The organism is Halanaerobiales bacterium, assembly GCA_035270125.1.
In the GTDB taxonomy this organism is placed as follows: Bacteria; Bacillota; Halanaerobiia; order Halanaerobiales; family DATFIM01; genus DATFIM01.
Map to the genome: position 1 here is coordinate 1 of DATFIM010000030.1, position 5961 is coordinate 5961.

Annotated in this window: 6 protein-coding genes; all 6 read right to left on the reverse strand. The window is 27.3% G+C overall.

Annotated features, from left to right (window positions below; all coding sequences use genetic code 11):
* The coding region (locus VJ881_01530; protein ID HKL74719.1) for an FtsW/RodA/SpoVE family cell cycle protein at positions 1 to 328 on the reverse strand (328 nt) is incomplete at its 3' end.
* A gap of 16 nt (positions 329 to 344) precedes the next feature.
* Complete coding sequence (gene murD, locus VJ881_01535; GenBank protein ID HKL74720.1) at positions 345 to 1712, reverse strand: UDP-N-acetylmuramoyl-L-alanine--D-glutamate ligase; 1368 nt, start codon at positions 1710 to 1712, stop codon at positions 345 to 347.
* 25 nt (positions 1713 to 1737) lie between these two features.
* Entirely contained in the window at positions 1738 to 2694 is a 957-nt protein-coding gene (gene mraY, locus VJ881_01540; GenBank protein HKL74721.1) for a phospho-N-acetylmuramoyl-pentapeptide-transferase, read from the reverse strand.
* Between the two features lie 12 nt (positions 2695 to 2706).
* The gene (gene murF / locus VJ881_01545) at positions 2707 to 4083 is read right to left on the reverse strand and encodes a UDP-N-acetylmuramoyl-tripeptide--D-alanyl-D-alanine ligase (GenBank protein ID HKL74722.1); all 1377 of its coding nucleotides are present in this window, start codon (positions 4081 to 4083) and stop codon (positions 2707 to 2709) included.
* Between the two features lie 2 nt (positions 4084 to 4085).
* Complete coding sequence (locus tag VJ881_01550; GenBank protein HKL74723.1) at positions 4086 to 5549, reverse strand: UDP-N-acetylmuramoyl-L-alanyl-D-glutamate--2,6-diaminopimelate ligase; 1464 nt, start codon at positions 5547 to 5549, stop codon at positions 4086 to 4088.
* 26 nt (positions 5550 to 5575) lie between these two features.
* On the reverse strand, positions 5576 to 5961 hold a 386-nt coding region (locus tag VJ881_01555), incomplete at its 5' end, for a PASTA domain-containing protein (GenBank protein ID HKL74724.1).

Below are 5961 nucleotides of genomic sequence, written 5' to 3' on the forward strand. Positions count from 1 at the left end.
ACCTTCTCGAACCACCTCTAAATTGTCCGATACCTGGAATTAAAACTATTATTAGCAAGAAAAATGTAATAAATAATATTAGTTTTGAAAACTTTTTATATAAATGATAATCAATATTCATTGTTATTATCATTGCTATTAAACCCAATCCAGCTGTTATTAACTGTCTTTTAAAAAAATGAAAACTACTTCCAAAAATATTAAAAGACCTAATAGAACTGGCACTAAAAACCATAATAAGACCAATCATAAGCAAACTCATTACAGTTAATAAAATAATTAAATCTGGTTTATTTTTGTTTTTTTCTAATTTATTATTATCTTTCAAACTATCCCACCTTATGTTAAAACTTTATTTGATTTTTTACTTCTTTTTGAAAAAGATTACCTCTTTCTTTATAATCTTGATACATATCCCAACTAGGACAGGCGGGAGATAATAAAAGACAATCTCCTTGTTCAAATAAATCTAATCCTTTTCTTACAGCTTCTTTCATATTTTTTACTTGAAAAACACCATCAAATCCTCTTTTAACCATTTCTTTATGTAGTTTTTCTGATGTTTCTCCTAAAATAATAAGTGCTTTTACATTCTTTTGGACAGAATCTGCTAATTTAGAAAAATCTGCATTTCTATCCTGCCCCCCTGCTATTAAAATTATATTATCAAATGTCTTTATAGCTTTTAAAGCAGCATCAATATTTGTTGCTTTAGAATCATCAATTACTATACTACCATCTTCATTTTTTATAACAACCTCAAGTCTATGCTTATCTGGTTTATATTTTTTAATTGTATTTCTAATAATTTTAGGTTTAATTCCTAACAATGTTGCAGTTTTAGCTGCAAAGGCAATATTCAATAAGTTATGGTCACCATAAAGAGAAACTTCTTCTTTTGAAATTAAATTGTAGTTATTATTATTTTCTACAATATAAACAATTCCATTTTCTAAATAGGCTCCATTTTTTACATTTTTCTTTTTACTTATGTAATGTTTATTAATATTATATTCTGAACTGGCATTAATGACATTCTGATCATCAAAATTTAATATTGCATGGTCATCATTTTTTTGATTTGAAAAAATTCTTTTTTTGGCATTCAAATATTCATGTTCATCTTTATGTCTATCTAGATGATCTGGGCTGAAGTTTAGAAATAAACTAATATTAGGACGAAATTCATCTATAGACTCTAGTTGAAAAGAACTAACTTCTACAACAAGCCATTTATCTTTTGAAAGTCCTGGGGCTACATCTATTAATGGAGTACCTATATTACCTGCTACCAATACATTTTCTGGATCATTGGATTTCATAATTTCTCCTAAAAGAGATGTAGTAGTTGTTTTGCCATTGGTTCCGGTAATTGCAATGATCTTTGCATTTGTAAATTGATAGGCAAGTTCAATTTCACTTATTATTTTTATGCCTTTTTTTCTTGCTTTATTAAAAAATTCAATATTCAATGGAACTCCTGGACTAACTACTAAAAGATCACATTTAAGTGTTTTTTGACCATGTCCATTTAATTCATATTCTGGGTTATATTTTTTTAATTCATTTATTTGTTCCTGAAGTTCATTTTCTGATTTAACATCAGTTATAATAACTTCAAAATCTTTTTTAAGAAGAAATTTAGCAACTGAAACCCCGGTTCTTTTACTTAATCCAACTACTCCAATTTTTTTATTTTCTAAATTCAACATTTCTTTAAATCTCCTTTGAATTATACTAAATTAAATAAAAACTATACAGTCCAACTATAGAAAAAATAATTCCAATCAATAAAAACCTGAAAACTACTTTGGGCTCTTCCCAGCCCTTTAATTCAAAATGATGATGAATTGGTGTCATTTTGAAAATTCTTTTGCCATTAGTAGCTTTAAAATATAGCACCTGTAAAATGACTGAGATAGTCTCTATTACATAAACTCCTCCAATAATCAATAAAAATAATTCAGTTCTAGTTAATACAGCCAATGCCGCAATCGCTCCTCCAAGTCCTAAAGAACCTATATCTCCCATAAAAACTTCAGCTGGATGACTATTATACCAAATAAACCCCAGACAGGCTCCCACAATACTTAAAGAAAATAAAGTTAATTGTTCAAAATAAAGACCATAGACTATAAATGCATATGAAGCAGCTACTACTGCAGTTATACTTGATGCTAAACCATCTAAACCATCAGTTAAATTTACAGCATTAGCAGTACCAACTACTGTGAAAATTATTAATGGAATTATTAAAATCCCCAGTTCTAAACTATCACCAGTAAAAGGAATTAATAATGAATTAGATATTTCTGTTGAAAAATAAACATATAAAGAAATTAATAATCCGAATCCAAATTGGCCAATAATTTTAGCCAGAGCAGTTAAACCCAGTGATCTTCCTTTTTTTATTTTTAGATAATCATCTAAAAACCCTATTAATCCCATTCCTAAAGTAGTAACTAATGCAATAATTAAATTATAATTGATTTCTAAAAATATAATTGAGCTAATTATACCAATAAGAATGAGAATCCCTCCCATAGTAGGAATCCCCTCTTTTTGCAAATGTGATTGTGGCCCTTCTTTTCTAATCTGTTGACCAAAATTTATTTTTTTTAGGAAGTTTATCATCCATTTACCGCTAAATAGAATTAGAAAAAATGGTATACTTATTGCTGCAAAGTAATTCATTATGTTTTCCTCCTAATCTAAAATCCAATCAACAATTTCTTCCATCTTCATTTTTCGTGAGCCTTTAATTAATATACAATCATCTGATTTTATCATATCTTTTAATATATCATAAGCCATTTTATTATTTTTAACTCTATATATTTTTTCTTCATCCATATTTTCTTCTGCTCCATTAGCAATTATTTCTGCTAATTCACCAACAGTAATAAGAATATCAATATTTTTCTCTGTTAAATATTTACCCACTTTGTAATGAGCTTCCTCTTTTTTAGGACCCAATTCCAGCATATCTCCTAAAACAGCGATACTTCTTTTACTAGAGATATCTTTTAATACATCAATCGCTGCCTTCATTGAAAGTGGATTTGCATTATAACTATCATTAATTACTGTAAAATCTTCTTTTTCTCTTATATCCAACCTTAATGAAGAAAAATCCAAATTTTTAAAACTCTCTTGTATTAATTCCCAATCAACATTAAATTCTCTGGCAATAGATATAGCGGCCAGGGCATTATAGATATTATGTTCCCCAGGTTTATTGATAACTATACTTTTTTGCTCACCATTATAAAACAAATCAAATTTTAAATTTTTGTTTTGATTATCATGTTGAATGTTACTTGCATAAATATCTGCTTTTGATTTCAAACCATAATATATGATTTTTTTTCCTTTAAAAGCACTATCCATTTTTCTTACATGATAATTATCATAATTTAATACTGCTAAACCCTTTTCAGGCAAACCTTCAATTAATTCTTTTTTGGCTTCAGCTACATTAGCGACATTATCTAAGTTTTTAAGATGAGCCTGGCCGACATTGGTAACTACACCTATTTCTGGTTTAGCAATTTCGGCAAGCTCTTTTATTTCTCCTATATTACTCATAGCCATTTCTAGAACAGCTATATCTTCATCTCCTTTTAGAGATAATAAAGATAATGGTAAACCATATTGATTATTGTAATTACCTTCAGATTTTAATACTTTATATTTTTGCTTTAAAACCCAGGCTAACATATCTTTTGTAGTTGTTTTCCCTACACTACCTGTTACTCCAATTACTTTTAAATTTTTATAACGCATTCTATTAAAATGAGCAAGGTCCTGAAGAGCTTTGGTAGTATCCTTTACCCTGATAATTGAGAGGTTTGGATAGGGTTTTATACTTCTATCTACTATTACAGCTTTAGCTCCTTTATTTACAGCTTCTTCGATAAAAGAGTGACCATCAAATCTTTCACCTATAATAGCAATAAATAAATCTTCTTCTTTTAAAATTCGACTATCTATACATACATTCTTGATTTTAGCTTCTGGATTTCCCTGTACAATTTTTCCTCCAACTGCTTCTCTGATTTTTTTTATTGATAATTCTTCCATATTTAGATCCGCTCCTTTTTACTCCTTATAGCTTCTCTTGCAACTTCTCTGTCATCAAAATGGATAGTTTTATTTTTAAAAACTTGATAAGTTTCATGACCTTTTCCAAAAATAACAACTATATCATTTTTATTTGCCATTTCAATTGCTTTATATATAGCTTTTTTTCTCTCTACGATAATTCTATACTTCTCTTTATTTTTCTCCAAACCTTTTTCTATATCATTTATTATTGATTCTGGTTTTTCACTTCTAGGATTATCTGTTGTAATAAAAACAAAATCACCATATTCAGTTGCAATTTTTCCCATTTCAGGTCTTTTTTCTTTATCTCTATCTCCCCCACAACCAAAGACGATTATTATATCATTCTCAGCTAACTCTTTTATAGTTTTTAAAACATTTTTCATTCCATCTGCCGTGTGAGCATAGTCTACAATCACTGTATAATTTTGACTTTCCTTGATAAGTTCAAACCTTCCGGAAATACCCTCTACTTTTTCCAATCCCTCTTTAATTGTATTATAATCAATTTTAAGAACTGAAGCAACTGCTATAGCTGCCAGGGCATTATAAATATTAAATTTTCCAGTAATATTTAAATTTATTATTTTTTCAAAATTATTTAATTTAAAGGATACTCCACTGGTTTTAAGATTAATATTTTTAGCCTGAAAATCAGATTTTTTATTTAAAGAATATGTAACTACATTAGATTTTGTACTTTCTATTATCTTATTTGAAAAATTATCATCAATATTAATTATACTATAACCATTTTCTTTTACCTGTGTAAATAATTTGCTTTTTACATTGATATAATTTTCAAGAGTTTTATGATAATCAAGATGGTCCTGAGATATATTAGTAAAAACAGCAACATCAAATTCTAAATTAAATATTCTTTTAAGATCAATAGCATGAGAAGAAACTTCCATAACTACATATTCTATTCCCTTATTTTTCATCTGATAAAAAAGTTTATTTAATTCTAATGAATTAGGGGTAGTTCGAGAAGAATCCAATTCTTCCTTATTTATATAATTTCCGATAGTTCCAATTAATCCTGTCTTATAACCTTTATTTTCTAAAATTGATTTTATTAAATTAGTTGTAGTAGTTTTTCCATTAGTTCCGGTAACTCCAATTAATTTTAAATCTTTTTGAGGATATTCATAAAATTCAGCTGATATATAAGCCATAGCTTCTCGGCTGTCTTTTACTTTAACATAAACAATATCATCAAAATAATTTTCAATATCATTTTCAATAATTATAACAAGAGCTCCATTCGAGATTGCCTCATTAATATATTCATGTCCATCTGTTTTAAAACCATCAATTGCAATAAAGAGACCATTTTCTTTAATCTGTCTTGAATCATAACTTATATTTTTTATATCTATATTTTTAGTTCCATCAATATACTCTATTTCTATATTTTTAATTACTTTCGTTAATTGCACTTTATAATAACCTCCAGACATTCTTATTAACGAGTATGAACTGATATTTGACTACCTGCTTTTACTCTTTTGCCAGGTTTAACATCCTGTTTAATAATTGTATTACCACTACCATTAATTTTTATTTTTAATCCCATTTTATTTACTAAATTTTTCGCTTCTGAGATTTTAATTTCTTTTAAATTAGGTACAGAAATATAGTAATTTACATTTTCTATTAATTTTTCCTCTGTAAATAATCTGACTGTAGAATTCTTATTAATTTTTGTGTCTTCAAATGGAATTTGCATAATAACTTTTTCTCCCATACCTATTAGTTTAACATCAACTCCTACTTTTCTCAATTCTTTTTCAGCGTCTATAATATTTTTATTTATTACATTAGGGATTTTGACCTGTTGATTATTTTTTA

Bases quoted from the DNA above. Each gene is read 5' to 3' on its own strand.
- murF (HKL74722.1), bottom strand. From the start codon at position 4,083: ATGGAAGAATTATCAATAAAAAAAATCAGAGAAGCAGTTGGAGGAAAA.
- mraY (HKL74721.1), bottom strand. From the start codon at position 2,694: ATGAATTACTTTGCAGCAATAAGTATACCATTTTTTCTAATTCTATTT.
- murD (HKL74720.1), bottom strand. From the start codon at position 1,712: ATGTTGAATTTAGAAAATAAAAAAATTGGAGTAGTTGGATTAAGTAAA.